19 protein-coding genes are annotated in these 20,453 nt (G+C 70.4%); 7 read left to right on the top strand and 12 right to left on the bottom strand.

Translation table 11 applies throughout. The features are described 5' to 3' along the window. Nucleotides 1–5 precede the first annotated feature (5 nt). From pqqC to ABZ910_RS23915, 7 genes are all read right to left on the bottom strand, one after another. Nucleotides 6–704, bottom strand: a complete 699-nt coding sequence (gene pqqC / locus ABZ910_RS23945) for a pyrroloquinoline-quinone synthase PqqC (protein WP_361368629.1) — start codon at nucleotides 702–704, stop codon at nucleotides 6–8. 4 nt (nucleotides 705–708) lie between these two features. Beyond that, a complete protein-coding gene (gene pqqB / locus ABZ910_RS23940; RefSeq protein WP_361368627.1) occupies nucleotides 709–1,596 on the bottom strand; it encodes a pyrroloquinoline quinone biosynthesis protein PqqB in 888 nt (295 codons plus the stop codon). A 116-nt stretch (nucleotides 1,597–1,712) separates the two neighbouring features. After that, complete coding sequence (gene pqqA, locus ABZ910_RS23935; protein ID WP_361368625.1) at nucleotides 1,713–1,808, bottom strand: pyrroloquinoline quinone precursor peptide PqqA; 96 nt, start codon at nucleotides 1,806–1,808, stop codon at nucleotides 1,713–1,715. Nucleotides 1,809–1,854: 46 nt separating this feature from the next. After that, entirely contained in the window at nucleotides 1,855–3,555 is a 1,701-nt protein-coding gene (locus ABZ910_RS23930) for a PQQ-dependent dehydrogenase, methanol/ethanol family (RefSeq protein ID WP_361368623.1), read from the bottom strand. 13 nt (nucleotides 3,556–3,568) lie between these two features. Next, nucleotides 3,569–4,030 (bottom strand): MSMEG_3727 family PQQ-associated protein, encoded by a 462-nt coding sequence (locus ABZ910_RS23925; protein ID WP_361368621.1) that lies wholly within the window; start codon nucleotides 4,028–4,030, stop codon nucleotides 3,569–3,571. A gap of 242 nt (nucleotides 4,031–4,272) precedes the next feature. Then, on the bottom strand, nucleotides 4,273–6,465 hold the full coding sequence (gene katG / locus ABZ910_RS23920) for a catalase/peroxidase HPI (RefSeq protein ID WP_361368731.1): 2,193 nt from the start codon (nucleotides 6,463–6,465) through the stop codon (nucleotides 4,273–4,275). Nucleotides 6,466–6,601: 136 nt separating this feature from the next. Then, nucleotides 6,602–7,993, bottom strand: a complete 1,392-nt coding sequence (locus ABZ910_RS23915; protein ID WP_361368619.1) for a LytTR family transcriptional regulator DNA-binding domain-containing protein — start codon at nucleotides 7,991–7,993, stop codon at nucleotides 6,602–6,604. 215 nt (nucleotides 7,994–8,208) lie between these two features. Here ABZ910_RS23915 and ABZ910_RS23910 point away from each other — a divergent pair, with 215 nt between their 5' ends. The 4 genes from ABZ910_RS23910 (at nucleotide 8,209) to ABZ910_RS23895 (ending at nucleotide 10,906) form a co-directional block, all read left to right on the top strand. Then, on the top strand, nucleotides 8,209–8,709 hold the full coding sequence (locus ABZ910_RS23910) for a DDE-type integrase/transposase/recombinase (protein WP_361368617.1): 501 nt from the start codon (nucleotides 8,209–8,211) through the stop codon (nucleotides 8,707–8,709). A 152-nt stretch (nucleotides 8,710–8,861) separates the two neighbouring features. Continuing rightward, the gene (dhaK, locus tag ABZ910_RS23905; RefSeq protein ID WP_361368615.1) at nucleotides 8,862–9,857 is read left to right on the top strand and encodes a dihydroxyacetone kinase subunit DhaK; all 996 of its coding nucleotides are present in this window, start codon (nucleotides 8,862–8,864) and stop codon (nucleotides 9,855–9,857) included. Nucleotides 9,858–9,903: 46 nt separating this feature from the next. Continuing rightward, complete coding sequence (gene dhaL, locus ABZ910_RS23900; RefSeq protein WP_361368613.1) at nucleotides 9,904–10,503, top strand: dihydroxyacetone kinase subunit DhaL; 600 nt, start codon at nucleotides 9,904–9,906, stop codon at nucleotides 10,501–10,503. After that, nucleotides 10,496–10,906 (top strand): PTS fructose transporter subunit IIA, encoded by a 411-nt coding sequence (locus ABZ910_RS23895; protein WP_361368612.1) that lies wholly within the window; start codon nucleotides 10,496–10,498, stop codon nucleotides 10,904–10,906. Before dhaL ends, ABZ910_RS23895 begins: the two co-directional genes overlap by 8 nt. 267 nt (nucleotides 10,907–11,173) lie before the next feature. On the opposite strand, the gene ABZ910_RS23890 is transcribed toward ABZ910_RS23895, so the two are convergent. The 3 genes from ABZ910_RS23890 to ABZ910_RS23880 all read right to left on the bottom strand — a co-directional run bounded on the left by ABZ910_RS23890 (nucleotide 11,174) and on the right by ABZ910_RS23880 (nucleotide 14,344). Then, complete coding sequence (locus ABZ910_RS23890; RefSeq protein ID WP_361368610.1) at nucleotides 11,174–11,740, bottom strand: PadR family transcriptional regulator; 567 nt, start codon at nucleotides 11,738–11,740, stop codon at nucleotides 11,174–11,176. 42 nt (nucleotides 11,741–11,782) lie between these two features. Beyond that, nucleotides 11,783–13,798, bottom strand: a complete 2,016-nt coding sequence (locus ABZ910_RS23885) for an NADPH-dependent 2,4-dienoyl-CoA reductase (RefSeq protein WP_361368609.1) — start codon at nucleotides 13,796–13,798, stop codon at nucleotides 11,783–11,785. Between the two features lie 171 nt (nucleotides 13,799–13,969). Beyond that, nucleotides 13,970–14,344 (bottom strand): hypothetical protein, encoded by a 375-nt coding sequence (locus ABZ910_RS23880; protein WP_361368608.1) that lies wholly within the window; start codon nucleotides 14,342–14,344, stop codon nucleotides 13,970–13,972. 394 nt (nucleotides 14,345–14,738) lie between these two features. On the opposite strand from ABZ910_RS23880, the gene ABZ910_RS23875 reads away from it, so the two are divergent. Both ABZ910_RS23875 and ABZ910_RS23870 read left to right on the top strand, forming a co-directional pair. Then, nucleotides 14,739–16,805, top strand: coding sequence for a SpoIIE family protein phosphatase (locus ABZ910_RS23875; RefSeq protein ID WP_361368606.1), 2,067 nt, complete (start codon nucleotides 14,739–14,741; stop codon nucleotides 16,803–16,805). 230 nt (nucleotides 16,806–17,035) lie between these two features. Then, nucleotides 17,036–17,716, top strand: a complete 681-nt coding sequence (locus ABZ910_RS23870) for a hypothetical protein (protein ID WP_361368604.1) — start codon at nucleotides 17,036–17,038, stop codon at nucleotides 17,714–17,716. 14 nt (nucleotides 17,717–17,730) lie between these two features. Here ABZ910_RS23870 and ABZ910_RS23865 read toward each other — a convergent pair whose 3' ends face one another. Both ABZ910_RS23865 and ABZ910_RS23860 read right to left on the bottom strand, forming a co-directional pair. Continuing rightward, on the bottom strand, nucleotides 17,731–18,567 hold the full coding sequence (locus ABZ910_RS23865; RefSeq protein ID WP_361368602.1) for a putative protein N(5)-glutamine methyltransferase: 837 nt from the start codon (nucleotides 18,565–18,567) through the stop codon (nucleotides 17,731–17,733). 181 nt (nucleotides 18,568–18,748) lie between these two features. Then, a complete protein-coding gene (locus tag ABZ910_RS23860) occupies nucleotides 18,749–19,882 on the bottom strand; it encodes a hypothetical protein (protein ID WP_361368600.1) in 1,134 nt (377 codons plus the stop codon). Nucleotides 19,883–19,999: 117 nt separating this feature from the next. Here ABZ910_RS23860 and ABZ910_RS23855 point away from each other — a divergent pair, with 117 nt between their 5' ends. Next, a complete protein-coding gene (locus ABZ910_RS23855; protein ID WP_361368598.1) occupies nucleotides 20,000–20,443 on the top strand; it encodes a MarR family transcriptional regulator in 444 nt (147 codons plus the stop codon). Nucleotides 20,444–20,453: the final 10 nt, after the last annotated feature.

Here is a 20,453-nt window from a genome sequence, read left to right as displayed (position 1 = left end):
GCTGGTCACTCCGGGTAGGCCTGGTCGATGGCGTCCATGAGGCTCCACAGGACATCGCACTTGAACGACAGCGCGTCGACGGCGCGCGCCTGGGACTCGGCGGAGAGGCAGTGCGCGGTGACCACCTCGAGGGCGTGCTCGCAGTCCCGGGGAGCCTGCTCCAGGCGGGCGCGGAAGTAGGCGAGGCCCTCGGGATCGATCCACGGGTACCACCGCTCGAACGCGGCCAGCCGCGCGGCCATCAGGTCGGGCGCGAACAGCTCCGTGAGCGAGGACGCCACCGCCTCGACCCACGGCCGGGCCCGGGTGAAGTTCACGTAGGCGTCGACGGCGAACCGCACCCCGGGTACCAGGTGCCGGTGGTCCCGGATCTCCTCGCGGGTCAGCCCGGCGGCCTCGCCGAGGCGCAGCCACGCCTCGATCCCGCCCTCGCCGGCGGCGATGCCGTCGTGGTCGATGATCCGTCGGATCCAGCGGCGGCGGACCTCGAGGTCGGGGCAGTTGGAAAGGATCGCGGCGTCCTTGCGGGGGATGTTCTCCTGGTAGTAGAAGCGATTGGCCACCCAGCCCCGGATCTGCCGGCGATTCAGCCGGCCGGCGTTCATCCGGACGTGGAACGGGTGCTGGTCGTGGTATCGCCGCGAGTGGGCCCGCAACGTCTCGACGAAACCGTCGGCACCGGTTCTGGTGGTCGTTGTCGTCACGGCTCTACACCTGGACCTCGAGGCCGTCCATGGCCACTTCCATGCCGCTCTCCGCCAAGGTGCGCCGCTCGGGTGCGTCCTCCAGGAGGATCGGGTTGGTGTTGTTCATGTGCACGAAGATCGTCCGCCCCACGCCCAGCGAGGGGAGCTGTGCCAGGCTGCCGTCCGGGCCGTCGATGGGCAGGTGGCCCATCTGCCGGGACGTCCTGCGGGCCAGGCCGAGCCGTACGAGCTCGTCGTCACGCCAGCAGGTCCCGTCGATCAGCAGGCATGCGCAGCCCTCGATCTCCACGTGCAGCGCCGGTGTCAGCGATTGCACCCCTGGCAGGTACACCAGCGTCCCCCCGCTGCGCTCGTCGGTCAGCCGGTAGCCCACGACGCGGCCGTGCTCCACCCCGGCTCCGAACCGATCGTGCTTGACCGTGGGCACGTCGAACGCCTGGCAGGACAGCCCGTCCGCCAGGGCAAGGTCGACGCCGGGGACCACTGGACGCCACTCGACCGGGCAGTAGCGCTCGAGCGTACGCAGAATCCCCGAACCGTCGGACAGGGTCTTATGCACCGCCGGCGTGGCGTACAGCCGCAGGGCGCGGGCCTCGCGCAACAGAAGCAGGCCCAGCGTGTGGTCCAGCTCGGCGTCGGTGAGCAGCACCGCCTCCACCGGCGTCGTCCGGTCGTCGTGGGGGTGCAGGCCGGGGAAGGCCTCGATCTGGGTGCGGACGTCGGGCGAGGCGTTGATGAGGAACCACCGGCGGCGGTCGGCGCTGACCGCGACCGACGACTGGGTGCGCGCGAGGCCGGCCCGCGAGCGGACCGCGGCGCACACCGGGCAGCCGCAGTTCCACTGCGGGGAGCCTCCCCCCGCCGCAGAGCCCAGCACTCGCAGCAACACGCCGGCACTTCCCTTCTTCGACGATCCGGGTCCGTCGTCCACGGCCGTCCGTGGCCGTCTCGGGCCGTCGGAGGGCGCCGGACCAGGTCCGGCGCCGCCCCACGTCCGCTGGTCCTCTAGTCCTCCAACTGAGCGAGGTACATGGTCACCTCGGCCGCGACCGTGATCTCGTCGAACTCGGGTGTCTCCCACACAGCGAGCTGAGTCTCCATGGATTCACCTCCTCTCAGACCGGATGCGGCAGGCTCCGGTCACGCGCTACATCGGTTCCGGGAGGGCGAAGACGAGCAGGGCGCTGCCGTGCCCCGCGCCGAGCATGCCGGGGAGGAACCCCTCGGCCCATCCGCCCCAACCGACCGGCACGGCGACGTACTGCCTGCCGTCGACCATGTAGGTGGTCGGGCTGCTGTGGTGGCCGCTTCCGCACTGGAACTGCCACAACAGCTCCCCGGTGCGGGCGTCGAATGCGTTGAACTCCCCGGAGGGCTCACCGGCGAACACCAGGTCACCGCCGGTGACCAGCACCGAGGCGCACATCGGGAGTTCGTTGCGCCAGCGCCACTTCTCCTCACCGGTGGCGTCGAAGGCGCTGATGGACCCCGCCATGTCCTCGATGTCCACCTGAACGCCCGCGCCCCAGTACGGAATGCTCTCCTTGAACTCCCGGCGCCGCCGGGTGGCCGTGGCGCCGGTGTCCTGGACCGGGACGTAGAAGAGCCCGGTCTTCGGGCTGTAGGCCGCATGGGTCCATTCCTTGGCGCCGGCCGGACCCGGGTAGAAGTGGACCGGTTCTCCCTCCTTGTCCGGGTACACCTTGGCTGTCACCCGGCCGTCCCTCGTGATCGCCCCCCATGTGATGCGGTCCACGAAGGGGGTGATCGAGACCATCGCGCCGTTCGTGCGGTCGAGGACGAAGAAGTAGCCGTTCTTGTCGAAGTGCCCGAGCAGCTTGCGCCCGTCCTGCTCGAACAGGATGCACTCGGCGATGCTGTCGTAGTCCCACACGTCGTGCGGGGTGCACTGGTAGTGCCAGCGGATCTGACCGCTGTCGACGTCGACGGCTACGACGCTGTCGGTGAAGAGATTGTCGCCCTCGCGTACCTCTCCGTCGAAGTCGGGCGCCGGGTTGCCGGTGCCGACGTACAGCAGGTTCGTCTCCGGGTCGAAGGTGCCGGTGACCCAGCAGTTGCCGCCACCCCGTGCCCAGGCCTCGCTGTCGGCGGGCCAGGTGTCCGAGCCCGGCTCCCCGGGCTTCGGCACCATGTAGCAGCGCCACTGGTGCTCGCCGGTGTGGAGGTCGAACGCGTCGAGGTGGCCGCGTACGCCGAACTCGCCGCCGGAACTCCCGACGATGAGCATGTTCTTCACGACCAGCGGGGCGAGTGTGGCGCTCTCCCCGGCTCGGACGTCTCCGTAGGTCTTGTCCCAGACGCGCTTGCCGGTGGTGGCGTCGAGTGCGATCACACGAGCATTCGCCGTGACGAAGAAGACCTTCCCCTGAGCCACGGCGACCCCACGGTTCACGTTCCCGCAGCACAAGGACACGTCGAAGGGGACCGCATGCTTGTACCGCCAGATCTCCGCGCCCGTCTTCGCGTCCAGGGCCCAGACCCAGCCGTCCCAGCCGGAGAGGAACATGACTCCGTCGACGACGATCGGTGCGGCCTCGAACGAATAGGTCGACGCACCCGCGATCAGGCCCGTCGTGCCGGCCTGGAAGACCCAGGCGGGGACGAGGCGCTTGGCGTTCTCCGTGTTGAGCTGGTCCAGCGGGCTGTACCGCTGTCCGTTGTAGGCGCCGTAGTAGGTGAGCCAGTTCTGCGGCTCCTCGCGGGCGTTGAGTATGCGCTCGTAGTCGACGTCGGCCACTACCGGTGGCGCGATATCTCCTCCGGGGGTCTTGTAGCTCAGGGTTCCCTGATCGACAGCCTCACCCGCGTCCACGTATTGAGCGGTCATCGCCTCCTCCTCTCTACGGCCGTGGCTGTTCGGGACGGTCGAGGCGAGCCTCCGGCGGAGCGTCCCCCAGGACGACGATGGCCCCGGTCAGCCCCCGGCCCTCGTCATTGCCCGTGGGCGAGCTGAACCAGTAGTAGCCCGGTCCGTCGAGGTTGAGTTTCGCCCGTCCCCGCGACTGGTTCACCAACCAGATGAACTTCCGGTCGCCGTTGCTCGGCAGGAGCGCGCAATGCGTGTTCATGTCGTCATTGATGAGCTCGAGCTCGATATCACCTCCGTGCGGCATGACCAGAATTTCGGGATCCCAGGTCAGCTCGTCGGGGTTGATGCGAATGGTGGCATGCATGCGGCCATCTGCATCCTCGGTGGCCCGCCCGACGCTTCCGGTTCCCAGCACTTGACCCAGCGCTGCTTTGTTCTGTGCGTTCAACCCGATCTGGTCCATCAGGCCGGCTCGCTCCTGCGCGGTTGTCATCGGGGCTCAACTCCCCTCGTCCCGAATTTCTATTTCCACATCGCACCGGCCGCGCTGACGGCGGCGCGTTTTCTTTTATGCCGCCGGTGCCCGGCTGCAATCGGTGGTCAAGGAGCGCTCTGTATCGGATGAATCACACCGAAAAGGGTGACAATTTGGTAATCAATAAGCACGCTACGCCGAATGAATCACACAGCGCCAGTCCGGGCGGCTCATGCCGTTCGTCCGCGACCAGCTACCGTTCACACCCGATGTGCCACCGTCGGGAGGAGCCGGGCTGCACCGCAGGGTCGAGCGAGGTCGTACCGATCGAGGTTCATGACCTTGGCCCACGCGGCGACGAAGTCCTGCACGAACTTCTCCCGTGCGTCGTCGCTCGCGTAGACCTCCGCGACGGCACGCAGCTCGGAGTTCGAGCCGAAGACGAGGTCGACGCGGCTACCGGTCCACTTGACCTCGCCGGTGGCACGGTCGCGCCCCTCGAAGGTTTCCGCGGTCGCGGATGTCGGCTTCCATTCCGTGCCCGGGTCGAGCAGATTCACGAAGAAGTCGTTGGTCAACGCCCCGGGCGCCGACGTGAAGACGCCCAGCGGCGACTCCTGGTAGTTGGCGCCCAGCACTCGCAGGCCGCCCACGAGGACGGTCATCTCGGGCGCGCTCAGGTTCAGCAGGTTCGCGCGGTCGACCAGCAGATGCTCCGACGGCAGCCGGTTGCCCTTGCCGCGGTAGTTGCGGAACCCGTCCGCGGTCGGCTCGAGCGGGGCGAAGGACTCCGCGTCGGTCCACTCCTGCATGGCGTCCGTACGTCCCGGACTGAAGGGGACCTGGACGCCGTAGCCGACGGTCTTGGCGGCCTGCTCGACGGCGGCGGCTCCGCCGAGCACGATGAGGTCGGCCAGCGAGATCTTCTTGTCCCCGGTCTCGGAGCTGTTGAAGGACTCCTGGATCCCCTCCAGGGTGCGCAGCACCCGTGCCAGCGTGTCGGGGTCGTTGACCTCCCACCCCCGCTGCGGCTCGAGGCGGATGCGTGCGCCGTTCGCCCCGCCACGCTTGTCGCTGACGCGGAACGTCGAGGCCGACGCCCAAGCGGTCGAGACGAGTTGGGAGACGGACAGTCCGGAGGCGAGGATCCGGCTCTTGAGTGCGGCGATGTCCGCCGCCCGAACGAGCTCGTGGTCCACGGCAGGGACCGGGTCCTGCCAGATCAGCGTCTCCCGGGGGACCAGCGGTCCGAGGTAGCGCTGGATCGGGCCCATGTCGAGGTGCGTCAACTTGAACCAGGCCCGGGCGAACGCATCCGCGAGCTGGTCCGGGTTCTCCAGGAAGCGTCGCGAGATCGGCTCGTAGACCGGGTCCGACCGCAGCGCGAGGTCCGTCGTCAGAATCGTCGGGGCGTGTGTCGTCGATGGGTCGTGGGCGTCCGGCACGGTGCCGGCCCCGCCACCGTCTCTCGGGATCCACTGCCACAGACCGGCAGGGCTCAGCTCCAGGTCCCACTCGTAGCCGAACAGGGTCTCGAGGAAGCTGTTGTCCCATCTCGTCGGGGTGGGTGTCCACGTACCCTCGAGCCCGCTGGTGATGGCGTTCGTGCCCTTTCCGGTGCCGTAACTGCTCCTCCAGCCCAGGCCCTGTTCCTCAAGGGGAGCGCCCTCGGGTTCGGGGCCGAGGTAGGCGTCCGGGTCGGCCGCGCCGTGGGTCTTGCCGAACGTGTGGCCGCCCGCGATCAGTGCGACGGTCTCCTCGTCGTTCATCCCCATGCGCCGGAACGTCTCGCGGATGTCCCGGGCCGCGGTGAGCGGGTCCGGGACGGTGTTCGGTCCCTCCGGGTTGACGTAGATGAGGCCCATCTGGACGGCGGCCAGCGGGTTCTCCAGCTCCCGGACGCCGCCGTGGCGTTCGTCGCCGAGCCAGGCGTGCTCGGGACCCCAGTAGATGTCATCGTCGCTCTCCCAGACGTCTGCCCGGCCGCCGGCGAAGCCGAAGGTCGTGAAGCCCATCGTCTCCAGGGCGCGGTTGCCCGCGAAGATCATGAGGTCAGCCCAGGAAATCTTGCGGCCGTACTTCTTCTTCACCGGCCCGAGCAGGCGGCGCGCCTTGTCGAGGTTGCGATTGTCCGGCCAGCTGTTCTGCGGCGCGAAACGCTGCATGCCGGCGTGCGCGCCACCGCGGCCGTCGTCGATGCGGTACGTCCCGGCGCAATGCCACACCATCCGGATCACGAGCGGCCCGTAGTGGCCGAAATCGGCCGGCCACCATTCCTGCGACGTCGTGAGCACCTCGTCGACGTCCCGCGCCAGGGCGTCGAGGTCGAGCGTCCGGAACTCCGCGGCGTAGTCGAAGTCTTCGCCCATGGGGTCGGCCATGGCGGGGTGTTTCCGGAGGATCGTCAGGTCGAGCCGGTTCGGCCACCAGTCGTGGTTGCTCGCGCCCCCGATCGGATGACTGCGGTGCCCGGCCGCGGCAGAGAGGCCGAGGCCGCCCGCACTCCCGGCGTTCGTCTCGCCGGCAACGGCGTCCGCACTGTCAGACACGGCGTTCTTCCTTCCTGGCACACAGGTCGTGCCGGGGCACTCAGATGGCCAGCGCGCGACGCAAGGCCGGCGCGTTCCGCCGGGAGACCGGCACTCTCTCGTTCGTGCGGCCGTCCATGACCAGATACAGCTCGCCCTTGGGCCCGCGCTCGATCTCCCGGATGCGGCTGAGGTTGACCACATACCGGCGGTGCACCCGCAGGAAGCCGACATCCGCCAGCTCACTGTCGAGCTTGTCCAGGCTCAGAGAGGCGGATCGCAATCGCCCCTGATCGGTGGAGAGCCACACGTTGTTTCCCTGCGATTCGGCGAAGGAGACTTCCGGCAGCCGCAGCAGCACCATCCGGTTGTCTCGCGTCGCGACCAGTCGGTGCGGCGGCTCCGAGTGCGCGGACTTCTCCGCCTGGGGCAACTGCGCCCCGTCGGAGGCGCCGAACGAGACCAGGTTGCCGATCAGGTGTCCGGACGAGAAGACGGGCCGGATGCTGATCGATGTCGGCTCGTCGGCGAGGTGGGCGAAGATCTGCGTCGAGCCGACCCAGTCAGGATTGTGGGCTGCTTGCCTGGCGGCATACCGGGCGGCTGTGATCAGTTCCGGCAGCCCGGGGTTCCATCGCAGCGTGGGGTCGACCGCCGGGGTGTAGGCCGGGACGCCCAGGAGCACGCTCGCCATGTCGTCGGCGATCACCACCTTGCCCGCGATGTCCACCGCGGCGAGCGCCGCACCGGAGCGTGCCCTGACCTGGGTGTAGGCCGCGACCAACTCGGCGCCGCTGTCCCGGGCGCGCCTCTTCAGCGGGTACTGGGTCATGGTGGCCGCGTTCGCCAGCCAGCTTTCCGTGGACGCGGGAAGCCGGCTGCGCCAGCAGCCGATGTTCAGGACCGCGATCGGTTCCCTGGTCACCACGTCGCGCACCGCGATGCCCGCGCAGACCCAGTCGTGGAACGCCTGACACCAGTGCTCCGCCCCTCTGATCGGTACCGGGCCGTGTGTCTCGAGCGCCGTGCCCATGCCGTTCGTGCCGGCCACGCACTCGGACCAGCAGAACCAGGGCGCCAGATTGGAGTCGCCGGCTCTGGCGAGCGTGGTTTGATCACCCCACTCGGCCAGGATCCGGCCAGTGGCATCGGTGACGGTGACGACGCCACCGAGGTTGCCCACTTCATGTGCCACGGCGGCGGCACGAAAACCCAGCTCAGCGAATACGACATCGTGCTCGGGCGTATGGTCGGGCTCCGCGACAGCCACCGGAGCCTCCGTGAGGTGAGGATCGACCCGGTATTGCTCTCTGCAGCGATGCCAGGAGATCGCTACCAGAGGCCGGACCCCCGGGACCTGATCCTCGCCCTGCACGAAGCGTTCCCACGCCGCGAGCACCGTGCCGCTGCCCAGGTTAGCCGAGGTGGGCTCAAGTCGATGTGCATCCCTCATGGTTGAGACCGCCCTTGGTCCATCCCCGACGCCCGACGGCGCGCGTGGTGCGCACGGGTCGCCGCTCCTCGCGGCCCGGCCCGCTGCGGACCGGGCCCTGCGTCGCGCGTCGTCCTGCTTCGTCACCCGCTCCAGGCTGTGTCACAGGCCTCTACTCCTCACCCTAGGTACCGTTGTCGGGCTGCGCACGTCCCGCTCCGGGCCTCGCGTGCGGAATGTCGCTTCCTGGCCGGCTGCGGGTTGCTGCCGCATCGGCCGGAGTGATGCGCAGCGCCGGGCTGCGGGGCCGGCACCGCGGACGACGACAGCCGACGACGACCCCCGACCCGCGGGCCGCCTCCCGCCGCGTGGTCGGCTGGGCCACTGCCGATCACCCGCGGACGGAACTGATCGCGGACGCTCTCAGGTCCGCCTGCCGCCGGCGTCGCCCCAGCCGGCCGGTGATCTTTCGCTCGGATCGCGACTGTCAGTACACCAGTCGGCAATTCACCGCTCCGGCAGCGGAATTCGACGTTCGTCCGTCCGTCGGCCGCACCGGGCAGTGCTGGGACAACGCGCTCGCGGCGTCCTTCTCTCCCGTACACGGTGACGCCTCTGCCGTCGCCTGGCGTGACCTTCGCTGCTGCAAGGTCGATACTGCCGACGTACGAACCCCGACCCAGCTAGTTCCGAACGGCGGCAGACGCCTGACGCATCGTCATCAAGGTCAGCATTGAGTCAGCATTGAGTCAGCATCATTACCGCCGGAGCCCGTTCTCGATCGCCATGGACCGCCATGGACCGCCAAGATCGACTATCGGCCTAACCCACGCTGACCTGGACATACTCAGGTCACAGACCTAATTGCTCATCTCACCAGGAGGTATCCATGAAGATGCTGATCAACGTCCCGGAGTCCGTGGTGGCCGACGCGCTGCGGGGTTTGGCGGCCGCTCATCCGGATCTGCTGGCCGTTGACGTGGAGCACCGCGTGATCGTACGGCGGGACGCCCCCGTGGCCGGGCAGGTCGCGATCGTCTCCGGTGGCGGATCGGGGCACGAGCCGCTGCACGGCGGGTTCGTCGGTCCCGGGATGCTGTCGGCCGCGTGCCCGGGCGAGGTGTTCACCTCACCGGTGCCCGATCAGATGGCGCGGGCCGCGGCGGCCGTCGACAGCGGGGCCGGCGTGCTGTTCATCGTGAAGAACTACACGGGCGACGTGCTCAACTTCGACATGGCGGCCGAGCTCGCCGAGGACGAGGGCATCCAGGTCGCCAAGGTGCTCGTCAACGACGACGTGGCGGTCACCGACAGCCTCTTCACGGCCGGTCGGCGCGGCACGGGCGCGACCCTGTTCGTGGAGAAGATCGCCGGCGCCGCGGCCGCCGAGGGCCAGCCGCTGGAGCGGGTGGAGTCCATCGCGCGCCAGGTCAACGAGAACTCGCGTAGCTTCGGCGTCGCGCTCAGCGCCGGCACCACCCCGGCCAAGGGCAGCCCCACCTTCGATCTGCCCTCCGGCGAGCTGGAGTTGGGCATCGGTATCCACGGCGAGCCGGGCCGGGAGCGGCGGCCGATGATGACCTCCGGCGAGATCGCCGACTTCGCGGTGAACGCCATTCTGGAGGACATGCCCCCGCGCAATCCGGTCCTCGTCCTGGTCAACGGCATGGGCGCCACCCCGCTGCTGGAGCTGTACGGCTTCAACGCCGAGGTGCAGCGGGTGCTCGGCGAGCGCGGCGTGACCGTGGCCCGCACGCTCGTCGGCAACTACGTCACGTCCCTGGACATGGCGGGCGCCTCGGTCACCCTGTGCCAGGTGGACGAGGATCTGCTGCGGCTGTGGGACGCGCCGGTGAAGACGTCGGCCCTGCGCTGGGGCATGTGACACGGCGGCCGAATCGACCAACGTACCTACCACGCAAGGAGAACCAGTGCTCGACGCCGACTTCTTCCGCCGTTGGATGGCCGCGACCGCCGCGTCCGTCGACCGCGAGGCGGAACGGCTCACCGCCCTCGACTCCCCCATCGGGGACGCCGACCACGGCAGTAATCTGCAGCGGGGGTTCACGGCCGTGACCGCCACGCTGGAGAAGGACGCGCCCCAGACGCCGGGCGCCGTCCTGACGCTCGCCGGGCGCCAGCTCATCTCGACGGTCGGCGGCGCGTCCGGTCCGCTGTACGGAACGCTGCTGCGCCGTACCGGCAAGGCGCTCGGTGACGCGGCCGAGGTCGAGGAGGCGCAGTTCGCCGAGGCGTTCCGTGCCGGAGTCGACGGGGTCATGCAGCTCGGCGGCGCCGCTCCGGGCGACAAGACCATGATCGACGCCCTGGTGCCGGCCGTCGACGCGCTCACCGACGGCTTCGCCGCGGCACGGGCGGCGGCCGAGGAGGGAGCCCTGGCGACGATCCCCCTGCAGGCGCGCAAGGGCCGGGCGAGCTATCTCGGGGAGCGCAGCATCGGGCATCAGGATCCGGGGGCCACCTCCTCCGCCCTGCTCGTCGCCGCACTCGTGGAGGCCTCCGGTGAGTGACGAGAAGCTGGTCGGAATCGTGCTCGTGTCGCACAGCGCGGAGGTGGCCGCGTCGGTCGCCGCGCTGGCCAAGGGCCTGGCGGGAGGTGCCACGGCGGTGCCCGTCGCCCCGGCGGGCGGTGCGGAGGGCGGCGGGCTCGGTACGAGCGCCGAGCTGATCTCCGCCGCGGCGGCGTCCGTGGACCGCGGGGCCGGGGTCGCCGTCCTGGCCGATCTGGGCAGCGCGGTGCTGACGGTGAAGGCGCTGCTCGCGGAGGGCGACGAACTCCCCGACGGCGCCCGCCTGGTGGACGCGCCGTTCGTCGAGGGGGCGGTGGCCGCGGTCGTCACGGCGGGCACGGGGGCCGACCTCGACGCGGTGGAAGCGGCGGCCGCTGACGCGTACACGTACCGGAAGGTGTGAGGCGGCGCCCGCCGCCTCGTCGACGTCCGGTGGGACCGGGGTGTCCCGGGCCGCATGCGGCCCGGGACACCCCGGCTACTCACGTGGGCGCGGGATCAGCGACGACAGCGTCCGCGCCACGGGCATGAACTCCCCTGTTCAGCAGGGAGGTTCGGCCGAGAGAGGCTTCAGCATACGTAACCTTCCCGAGCGGTCGCCCATGTGGCCCTCTCGATGCGACGACGTCGGATGAGGCGGAGGTCGCGGGCCCCGGTCCGCACTCCCCCTTCACTCCCCCCGGCCGCCGTCGGCCTCCTCCGCGGGCAGATCCGCGAACTCGTTCAGCGCGTGCGTGAGCCACTGGGTCCAGAAGGTCTCCAGGTCGATGCCCGCACGCAGCACCAGGTGGCGCAGTCGGTCCTGGCGGCCGTCCTTGTCCGGCGGGAAGTCCCGCTTCTCGATCTCCTCGTACTCGGTCAACTGCCGCCGGTGCAGGTCCAGATGGCGCCGCAGATCGCCCTCCAGGCCGGCCGTGCCGACGACCGCCGCGGCGCGCAGCCGCAGCAGCAGCGCGTCGCGGTGCGGCTTCGGTTCCTGGGAAGCCGCCGTCCAGCGGGCCAGCTCGGCGCGGCCCGCGGGCAGGACCTCGTAACGTTTTTTCTGCCCGCGGGCCGGCTGCTCGGACGGCAGGGTGCGGATGTGTCCCTCGGCTTCCAGCTTCCCCAGCTCGCGATAGATCTGCTGATGCGTCGCCGACCAGAAGTAGCCGATCGACTTGTCGAAGCGGCGGGTCAGCTCCAGCCCCGACGACGGCTTCTCGAGCAGGGCGGTGAGGATCGCGTGCGGGAGTGACATGAGGTCATCCTAAGGACGCATCAGGGACACATCGCAGGTCACCTACAGCGCCGCCGCCAGCTCGGTGCCCTGCTTGATGGCGCGCTTGGCGTCCAGCTCGGCGGCCACGTCGGCACCGCCGATGAGGTGCACGCTGCGTCCCGCGGCGACCAGCTCCTCGTACAGGTCCCGGCGCGGTTCCTGCCCCGTGCACAGCACCACCGTGTCGACGTCGAGGACGGTGCTCTCGCCGTCGACGGTGATGTGCAGTCCGGCGTCGTCGATCCGGTCGTACTGGACGCCCGGGACCATGGTGACGCCCCGGTGCTTCAGCTCCGTGCGGTGGATCCAGCCGGTGGTCTTGCCGAGACCGGCGCCGACCTTGGAGGTCTTGCGCTGGAGCAGGTGGACGGTGCGCGGCGGGGCGGGGCGCCGGGGTTCCCCCAGGCCGCCCGGTGCCCGGTAGTCCATGTCGACGCCCCAGTTGCGGAAGTACGTCGCCGGGTCCTCGTTCGCCTTGTCGCCGCCGTCGGTGAGGTACTCGGCGACGTCGAAGCCGATGCCGCCCGCGCCGAGGATCGCGACGCGGTCGCCGACGGGGGCGCCGTCGCGCAGGACGTCGAGGTAGCCGAGGACGCGCGGGTGGTCGACGCCGGGGATCTCGGGGGTGCGCGGGGTGACGCCGGTGGCGACGACGACCTCGTCGTGGTCGACGAGGTCCTCGGCCGCCGCCCATGTGTTCAGGCGTACGTCCACGCCGTGCTCGTCGAGCTGGTGGCGGAAGTAGCGCAGCGTCTCGTCGAACTCCTGCTTGCCGGGGACCTTGCGGGCCACGTTGAGCTGGCCGCCGATCTCGCTCGCGGCGTCGTACAGCGTCACCTCGTGCCCGCGTTCCGCCGCCGACACCGCGCAGGCGAGTCCGGCCGGGCCGGCGCCGACGACGGCGACGCGCTTGCGCCGCCGGGTCGGGGAGAGGACCAGCTCGGTCTCGTGGCAGGCGCGCGGGTTGACCAGACAGGAGGTGATCTTGAGGCTGAACGTGTGGTCGAGGCAGGCCTGGTTGCAGCCGATGCAGGTGTTGATGGCCTCGGGGCGGCCCGCCGCGGCCTTGGCCACGAAGTCGGGGTCGGCCAGCATCGGGCGGGCCATGGACACCATGTCCGCGTAGCCGTCGGCGATCAACTCCTCGGCGAGTTCCGGGGTGTTGATGCGGTTGGTGGTCACCAGCGGAAGGCTCACCTCGCCCATGAGCTTCTTGGTGACCCAGGTGTACGCGCCGCGCGGCACCGATGTGGCGATGGTGGGGATGCGGGCCTCGTGCCAGCCGATGCCGGTGTTGATGATCGTCGCTCCCGCCGCCTCCACGGCCTTGGCGAGCGTGACGACCTCGTCGAACGAGGAGCCGCCCGGGACGAGGTCCAGCATGGACAGCCGGTAGATGATGATGAAGTCCTCGCCGACCTCCTCCCGTACGCGACGGACGATCTCGACGGGGAAGCGCATGCGGTTCTCGTACGAGCCGCCCCAGCGGTCGGTGCGGTGGTTGGTCTGGGCGGCGATGAACTCGTTGACGAGGTAGCCCTCGGAGCCCATGATCTCCACACCGTCGTAGCCGGCCCGGCGCGCCAGGCGGGCGGCGCGGGCGTAGTCGTCGATCGTCCGCTCGACGTCGGCGTCGGTGAGCTCGCGGGGCGGGAAGGGGCTGATCGGGGCCTGGATCGGGCTGGGCGCGACCAGGTCCTGGTGGTAGGCGTAGCGCCCGAAGTGCAGAAGCTGCATGGCGATCCTGCCGCCCTCGCGGTGCACCGCGTCCGTCACGACGGCGTGCTGCTCGGCCTCCGCCTCGGTGGTGAGCTTGGCACCCCCCTCGTACGGCCGCCCCTCGTCGTTGGGCGCGATGCCGCCGGTGACGATGAGCCCCACTCCCCCGCGCGCGCGGGCGGCGTAGAAGGCCGCCATCCGCTCGAAACCGCGCTCGGCCTCCTCCAGGCCGACGTGCATGGAGCCCATCAGCACGCGGTTGGGGAGTGTGGTGAAGCCCAGGTCGAGCGGGCTCAGCAGGTGCGGATAACGGCTCATCGGGCCCTCCGTGCGTGGTGTCGTCGCCTCTGTTGTAGAGGACCGCGACCCTCTTGTGCAACTAGTTGCACAAACCAGCGGCAGCGTGACGCAGTACGCCCCGGCCGATGGTGAGGCGGCCGGGGCGATGCGGCAGGTGCCGTAGAAGGGATCAGTACTGGGGGACCCGTGTCACCGGCTGTCGATGCGCAGGTGCAGGTCCCTCTCCTGGTCGCCGGAGGCCATGCAGGTCTCGTGGACGGAGAACAGCGAGTCCAGGGTGATACGGAGCTGGTCCACGGCCCAGTAGCCGCCCTGGACGTCCGCGATGACGGACGACGTCAGCCGGTCCGGAGGGGTGGCCGACTCGTGGGCGTCGGCGATGTCGTAGGTGCCGAGCCACACCATGGGACGGGTCTCGTGGATCTGCTGCGGTGCGTCGTCGGCGCCGCGGTCGGACGTGAAGCAGGCGCTCAGGGCGTCGAACACGATCCGGGCGTCCTCCTTGGAGCACCCGCTGATCTCCACCGAGACGGATTCCGGATGCGACCGCTCGATGCTGCTCATGATCGCTCCTCTCATGGTCGCGCTGCGGTGGAACGGGGTACCCCGCGCAGCCGCGCCCATGCCCCAGGAAAGCACCATCGCGGGCCGCGCACTACCGGTGCGGGGTTCTCCCCCGCTTCCCGGGCCGCATGCCGGTCCGATCCGGCCGGACTGTGTGTGCAGCTGGCTGTGCATGTACAGACCAATCGGGGAAGATGAGGGGACTCACGCGACTGCGGGAGGGGCTCCCGTATGGCAACGTCGTGATGAACTACGGCGTATGCCCACTGCCGTGTTGAGAGATGGTGGAGAAGCACGGCTGCGACGTCGGAGAGTCGGGTGTGAGCGCGATAGAACAAGGGGAGTCGGCACGGGGGACGGCGTGCCGTGCGAACGGTCGAAGGCGGTGCGTGGGATGAGTGCAGCCGGGGCTCCCGTGCCCGGGGACGACGGCCCGGAGCGGCCGAGCGGGCTGCTGGACGTGCTCGGCGTGGCCTCGGTGGTGCTGGACTCCGCGGGGCGCATCGTGCTGTGGAGCCCCCAGGCGGAGGAGCTGTTCGGCTACTCGGCAAAGGAGGCCCTGGGGCAGTACGCGGCCCGGCTGATGGTGCACGAACAGCACGTGCAGCTGGTCGGCAAGCTGTTCGCCGATGTGATGCAGACCGGCCACAGCTGGGCCGGCGCGTTTCCCATCCGGCCCAAGGACGGTTCCACGCGTCTGGTGGAGTTCCGCAACATGCGCCTGCTGGACGTCCGGGGCGACGTGTACGCGCTGGGGCTCGCGGCCGACCGGTCGACCGTACGCCGGCTCGAACAGGACGTGGCGCTGTCCGACCGGATGGTCACGCAGTCCCCGATCGGGCTGGCCGTGCTGGACACGGAGCTGCGGTACGTCTCGGTCAACCCGGCGCTGACCCGGATCAACGGCATCTCCGCCGAGGAGCACGTCGGGCAGACGATCGGCGAGGTGTCGCCCCGGCTGGACGCCGACGGCCTGGAGAGCGCGGCCCGGCAGGTCCTGGAGACCGGCCTGCCGCTCGTCGACCAGTCCACCGTCGGCCGCACACCGGCGGACCCGGAGCAGGACCACGCCTGGTCGGTGTCGTTCTACCGGCTCGAGGACGCCATGGGCAGGGTGCTGGGCGTCGCGGGCTCGATCGTGGACATCACCGACCAGTACCGGGCCGCGGTGGAGGCCGAGACCGCGCGTCGCCGCCTGGCCGTCATCGCCGACGCCTCCGCCCGGATCGGCACCACCCTGGACCTGGACCGCACCGCCCGCGAACTGGCCGACGTCGCCGTGCCGGAACTCGCCGACGTGGCCGCCGTGGATCTGCTCGAAACCGTGCTGGAGGGCCGCCGCAGCACGCTCGGCCCGACCGAGACCGCCGTGATCCGCGCCGTGGCCGTCCGGGCCGAGCAGGAGACGGACGCCCTCCAGGCCGCCGACCCGCCCGGAAGGCTCGCCCGGTACGCCCCCGACCGTCTGGTCACCGAGTGCGTGCGGACGGCCATGCCGGTCGTCGTGTCCCACGTGAAGGAGCAGGATCTGCCCCACATCGCCCGCTCCCCCGAGGCGGCCGTGCTGCTGGGCAAGGCGGGCGTCCACTCCTATCTGGCCGTGCCGCTCATCGCGCGCGGAGAGGTGCTCGGCGCCCTCGACCTCAAGCGCACGCGCAATCCGGCGCCGTTCGACGCGGACGACGTCCTGCTGGCCCGGGAACTGGCCTCCCGCGCGGCCGTGCAGATCGACAACGCACGCTGGTACCAGAACGCCCGCGACACCGCGCTCACCCTGCAGCGAAGTCTGCTGCCCAGTCATCCACCGGAGACCACCGGGCTCGAGGTCGCCTCCCGCTACCAGCCCGCGGGCGCCGCAAGCGAGGTCGGCGGCGACTGGTTCGACGTCATCCCGCTGGAGGACGGCAAGACGGCGCTCGTCGTGGGCGACGTGATGGGCAGCGGCATCAGCGCCGCCGCCACCATGGGCCGGCTGCGCACGGCGACCACCACCCTGGCCTCGCTCGACCTCGATCCGGCCCGGCTCCTGGAGCACCTCGACAAGATCACCTCGGGCCTGGACCACTCCATCGCGACGTGCGTGTACGCCCTCTACGACCCCGAGCTGCGCCAGTGCCGTATCGCCAACGCCGGGCACCTGCCACCGGCCCGCGTACGCCCCGGGCATCCTCCGGAGCTGCTCGACCTGCCCACCGGGGTGCCGCTGGGCGTGGGCGGCGTGGACTTCTCCACCACCACCGTCGACTTCGCGCCCGGCGACGAGCTCGTGCTCTACACGGACGGACTGGTCGAGACGCGGCGGCACTCGCTGGACGAGCGCCTGGACTCCATGCTGGCCCTGCTGGACGACCCGTCCCGCCCCCTGGAGGAGACCTGCGACCTTCTCCTGCGCGAGCTGCACCACCCTGACAACCACGACGACGTGGCCCTGCTCATCGCACGGGCGCAGGAGCTGCCGTAGGCACGCGGCGCACGAGCTGCCACACACGCAACACTGCCGTAAACACGCAACATGCGAGCACGGCCGGTTCACAGGGTCTCGTTACCGGGTCCTTATCGCCCACCTCCGAGAATCGGAGGGAGGCACGTGTACACAGTGCCGCGTGCCCTGGCGGATGGGAGCGAGCTGTGATGCACGAACCTGATCACGAGCGTGGCTCCGGCGACAGGCCCGCCGAGCCGATTCCACCGATGCCCACCTACCCGCCGCGAGCGGCCGTGGAAGGGCAGACACCTCCCGGGCCGGGCCGGGACCACGAGCCCGGCACGCCCCTGCGCGCCCGATGGCGGCGGCAGTCGGCCCGGGTCCGGGCCGTGACCGTGGCGGCCACGGTCGTGGCCCTGGCCCTCGGCGGCACGGTCGCCTACGCGGCCACCTCGCGCCCGTCGGGCGGCGGCACGGTAACAGCACCTTCCGCGGCCTCCTCCGCGTCACCGTCGCCGGGCGGACCCGGCTCCCACCACGACCACTTCGGATGGTTCGGCCCCGGTGGCATCGGCGTGCACGGCGAGACGACCGTCAAGGACCGCGACACCGGGAAGTGGGTCGTACGGATCTGGCAGCGGGGCACCGTCGAGAACGTGGACCACGACCACGTGACCCTCAAGAGCGAGGACGGCGCGCGGTGGGCCTGGACCGTCGGCTCGGACACCCCGGTGGGCGGCTTCGACAGGATGCCGCAGTCGGGGGCCGGCGCACTGAAGAAGGGCGACAAGGCCTTCCTGATCGGTACGCGGTCCGACGACGGCACGCGCACCGCGGCGTTCGCCCTGGTGGGCGACTTCGACCACAGGCGCGAACGCCGGGATGACGGCCGGGACCGGGCCCCGGACCACGACCCGTGGGGTCACCGCACGGCGCTGGGCAGCTGAGCCCGGCCCGCCCCTCACCGTGCCGGAGAGCGGGACGGCGCGCTTCCGCCGCCCTGCCGCTCTCTGACGCCGATCACCACGTTCGCGTACAGCTCCTCGGATGCCGCCAGGTGCGTCCTCAGGCCGGCGCGGGTGAACTCCTCGACGGCTGCCGGGGATTGGCGTTCGCTCGTCTCCACCAGGAGGCAGCCCCCGGGGGCCAGCCAGTCGGGCGCGGCGGCGGCGACCCGGCGCAGCACGTCGAGGCCGTCCGCACCGCCGTCGAGTGCGGTCAGCGGCTCGTGGTCGCGGGCCTCGGCGGGCAGAAGGCCCACCTCGGCGGTGGGAACGTACGGCACGTTGGCCGCGAGGATGCCGACGCGGCCGCGCAGATGGCCGGGCAGAGCGTCGAACAGGTCGCCGGTGTGGGCGTGTCCGCCGAAGGCGGCGATGTTGCGGCGGGCGCAGCGCACCGCGGCCGGGTCGACGTCCGAGGCGTGCAGTTCGACCGGCCCGAGCGCCGTGGCGATTGCCACGCCGACGGCACCCGAGCCGCAGCACAGGTCCACGACGACGGAGGCCTGCGGGGCGCGGGCGAGGGCCTGGTCGACGAGGAACTCGGTACGGCGGCGGGGCACGAAGACGCCCGGTTCCACGGCGACCCGTAGACCGTGGAACTCGGCCCAGCCGAGGACGTGTTCGAGGGGCAGGCCGGCAGCGCGCCGGTCCACCATCGCGGCGAGCTCGTCCGGCGTAGGGGCGGTGGCGAGGATCAACTCCGCCTCGTCCTCGGCGAAGACGCAGCCGGCGGCGCGCAGCGCGGCGACGACCGTGAGCGGGGAACCTGGGGAGAGCGGGGAGAGCTGGGGCATGGAAGCCTGGTGCCTTTCGGAAGCCTGGGGCCGAAGGGCGCTCCCGCGGTCACCTAGAGGCGGCGATCCGCGCTGTCCTGAGGAGTGAGCACCCGACCTGACACAGCGGTAATGGGTCTCACCTCCTCGAGAGCTCACGGCCGGGACGATCCACAGCCGGACGGCCACCCTACCCCAACCGTCAGACGCCGACGGCTTCTTCGGCCTCCTCCTCGACGGCTTCCGCGGCCTTCTCGTCGACAGCTCGCGCGGCCTTCCGCTCGACGGCTTCCGCGCTCTTCCACTCCGCCGCGTCCGCTTCCTCGTCGGCGGCGCGCTGCGGCGGGACGGCGGCCGTGGCGGGCGCCTCGGTCCGCTTGCTCGTGGCCACTTCGTACGCCCCCGCGATCACGGTCACGGCGAGGCCGAGGAGCAGCCAGACCACCAGCGTCGCCAGGTTGCGTCCCAGACCGTCGTCGCCGAAGTACAGCAGGCTGCGCATGCCCTCCACGAACCCGGCGCCGTTCCAGAAGGCGTGCAGGGCGCCGAAGAAGCCGTTCTGCAGCTCGGGGCGGAACAAGCCGCCGGAGCTGGTGAAGTTGAGCATCACGAACAGCACCATCATGGTCAGCGTGGTCCACCGCTTGAGGAAGGTGTGCAGGCCGACGCCGATGAAAAGGATGCCCGCGGAGTAGAGCCAGGCCATTCCCCACAGGCTCGCGAGATGGTGGTGCGCGAGGTGGAACACGGGGCCGGCGAGCAGCGTGCCGATACCGCCGACGGCTGCGGAGACGCCGAGCGCCAGCAGGGCCCGCATCCGCATGGGCAGCGTGGCGCCCGCGGCGCCGATGGCGGCGACCGAGGCGTAGGAGCCGATGCTCACCGCGATCAGCAGGAAGAACAGACCCTGCCCGGTGGGGTCGTCGGCGACCGTCGGGGCGACGTCGGTCACCTTCAGGGGGGCGCCCTGCTCGGCGGCGACGGGGGTGAAGACCTTCTCGACGGCCGTGGCGCCCATGTCGGACGCGGCACTGGCGACCAGGATCTGCGGCGCCTTGGCGCTCGGTACGTAGGCGCCCGTGATGTCGCGGGACTTGAGCAGGCCGACAGCTTCGCTGCGTGTGGCGACGGTGCGGACGTCGAGCTTGTCACCGGCGGTGTCCTTGACCGTCTGCGCGAACACCTTCGCCTTGGGTCCGGAGCCGACGACGGCGACGGGCATGTGATGGGGCTCCGGGGTCACGAACGCCCCCATGTAGGCGAGCCCCATACCGAGACACATCAGCAGCGGGGTTATCAGGTGCGTGAGCACATGGCGCAGGGCCGGTGACCTCATCGGGCAGGTACTCCAATGATTGGCTTATACAACTTTCTCATTAGGTTGCACTATACAACGAGATCGCCGAGGGACGGATGGGCGAGAATGCCGGAGGAGGTATGGGAGGGATTCCGCGTGACAGCAGCCGAGACGGCCATAGAGACGATCCACCGGGAGATGACGGCCTTCGCCCGCCGGGCGCGCGCCTCGTCCGGCCGCTTGCACCCCGAGCTGTCCCTGGTGTCGTACACCCTGCTCTTGCACCTGGAGGCGAGCGGCGGCTGCCGGTCCACCGACCTGGCCGCGCACTACGCCCTGGACAAGTCCACGGTCAGCCGCCAGGTGGCCGCGCTGGAACGGGCCGGGCTGGTCGAGCGGCGCAGGGACCCGGAGGACCACCGCGTCCAGGTCCTGCACCTGACCGACGCCGGCCGGGAGATCCTCGCCCAGGTCACCCGGCGCCGCCGGGCCGCCTTCCAGGAGCGGCTCGAGGAGTGGCCGACGGAGGACCTGACGCGGTTCGCGGAGTACCTGAAGCGCTACAACGCGGGGCCGGATACGGCCACCACGTCCGGCTGACCAGGGACGG

This window comes from Streptomyces sp. NPDC046805 (assembly GCF_040645355.1).
Taxonomy (GTDB): Bacteria; Actinomycetota; Actinomycetes; order Streptomycetales; family Streptomycetaceae; genus Streptomyces.
This window is presented reverse-complemented; position numbering and strand designations above follow the sequence as displayed.

Excerpts from the sequence above, each read along its gene's own strand:
- ABZ910_RS23875 (WP_361368606.1), top strand. The coding sequence starts at position 14,739 with ATGAGTGCAGCCGGGGCTCCCGTGCCCGGGGACGACGGCCCGGAGCGG.
- ABZ910_RS23885 (WP_361368609.1), bottom strand. The coding sequence starts at position 13,798 with ATGAGCCGTTATCCGCACCTGCTGAGCCCGCTCGACCTGGGCTTCACC.
- ABZ910_RS23915 (WP_361368619.1), bottom strand. The coding sequence starts at position 7,993 with ATGAGGGATGCACATCGACTTGAGCCCACCTCGGCTAACCTGGGCAGC.
- ABZ910_RS23890 (WP_361368610.1), bottom strand. The coding sequence starts at position 11,740 with ATGTCACTCCCGCACGCGATCCTCACCGCCCTGCTCGAGAAGCCGTCG.
- ABZ910_RS23880 (WP_361368608.1), bottom strand. The coding sequence starts at position 14,344 with ATGAGCAGCATCGAGCGGTCGCATCCGGAATCCGTCTCGGTGGAGATC.
- ABZ910_RS23870 (WP_361368604.1), top strand. The coding sequence starts at position 17,036 with ATGCCCACCTACCCGCCGCGAGCGGCCGTGGAAGGGCAGACACCTCCC.
- ABZ910_RS23930 (WP_361368623.1), bottom strand. The coding sequence starts at position 3,555 with ATGACCGCTCAATACGTGGACGCGGGTGAGGCTGTCGATCAGGGAACC.
- ABZ910_RS23910 (WP_361368617.1), top strand. The coding sequence starts at position 8,209 with ATGTCGCTTCCTGGCCGGCTGCGGGTTGCTGCCGCATCGGCCGGAGTG.
- ABZ910_RS23860 (WP_361368600.1), bottom strand. The coding sequence starts at position 19,882 with ATGAGGTCACCGGCCCTGCGCCATGTGCTCACGCACCTGATAACCCCG.
- pqqA (WP_361368625.1), bottom strand. The coding sequence starts at position 1,808 with ATGGAGACTCAGCTCGCTGTGTGGGAGACACCCGAGTTCGACGAGATC.
- ABZ910_RS23865 (WP_361368602.1), bottom strand. The coding sequence starts at position 18,567 with ATGCCCCAGCTCTCCCCGCTCTCCCCAGGTTCCCCGCTCACGGTCGTC.
- dhaK (WP_361368615.1), top strand. The coding sequence starts at position 8,862 with ATGAAGATGCTGATCAACGTCCCGGAGTCCGTGGTGGCCGACGCGCTG.
- ABZ910_RS23925 (WP_361368621.1), bottom strand. The coding sequence starts at position 4,030 with ATGACAACCGCGCAGGAGCGAGCCGGCCTGATGGACCAGATCGGGTTG.